This is a genomic window from Oleiphilus sp. HI0080 (assembly GCF_001635135.1).
Genome location: NZ_LWFU01000956.1, coordinates 1 through 720, shown reverse-complemented (window position 1 = coordinate 720; position 720 = coordinate 1). Strand labels below are relative to the sequence as shown.

Sequence of the window (720 nt, the reverse complement as noted above, 5' to 3'; positions counted from 1 at the left end):
TATTTTGTTCCGTGAAAGCGCAGGCAAAAGCATCACTTTGCCTAGTTCTCTGCTACTATTCGCGCCAGACACCCTACACACGCTGCAAACAGGAAAGGTTCGTGTTCTTAGATCTTGATACCAAGCTTTTAGAGGCCGTTAAAGAGGCTGGCTTCCAAACCCCTACTCCAGTGCAAGAAGCCTGCTTCGAACCTGCATTAGATGGCGAAGACCTTTTTGTCAGCGCAGAGACAGGTAGCGGAAAAACGGCGGCCTACTTGTTGCCCGCTTTTGAGCGCCTACTTGACCGCGACCAAGGTGAACCGCTTGCGCTTGTATTGGTTCCTACGCGAGAGCTCGCGCAACAAGTATTGCGTCAGGCAAAACAGCTCGGACGATTCACAGACCTTAGCTTTGGTATCGTCAGTGGTGGTACCGACATCAAAAAGCAAATCGAGCTGATTGAACGACCGCCACAGTTCATTGTGGCAACGCCCGGCCGGCTCTCAGAGATTATTTCACGCGATGGATTTGATCTTTCGAGTGTTGAGGTACTGATTCTGGATGAAGCCGATCGACTGCTCGATATGGGCTTCAGTGACGAAGTGCTATCCATTGCTGCAAATTGTATGGCGCGCATGCAAACATCCATGTTTTCTGCGACGCTTGCCAACAAAGCACTCAGAGGGCTCGCCGATGAGCTTCTCGACGATCCGGCAACCATTGAGCTCAACGCCACTC

The 720-nt window shown here is 51.4% G+C and carries 1 protein-coding gene; it reads left to right on the top strand.

What is annotated here, in order from left to right; all coding sequences use genetic code 11:
- Window positions 1–101 precede the first annotated feature (101 nt).
- Window positions 102–720 (top strand): DEAD/DEAH box helicase (locus A3751_RS18540; protein WP_197466214.1); only part of this gene is annotated, 619 nt, incomplete at its 3' end.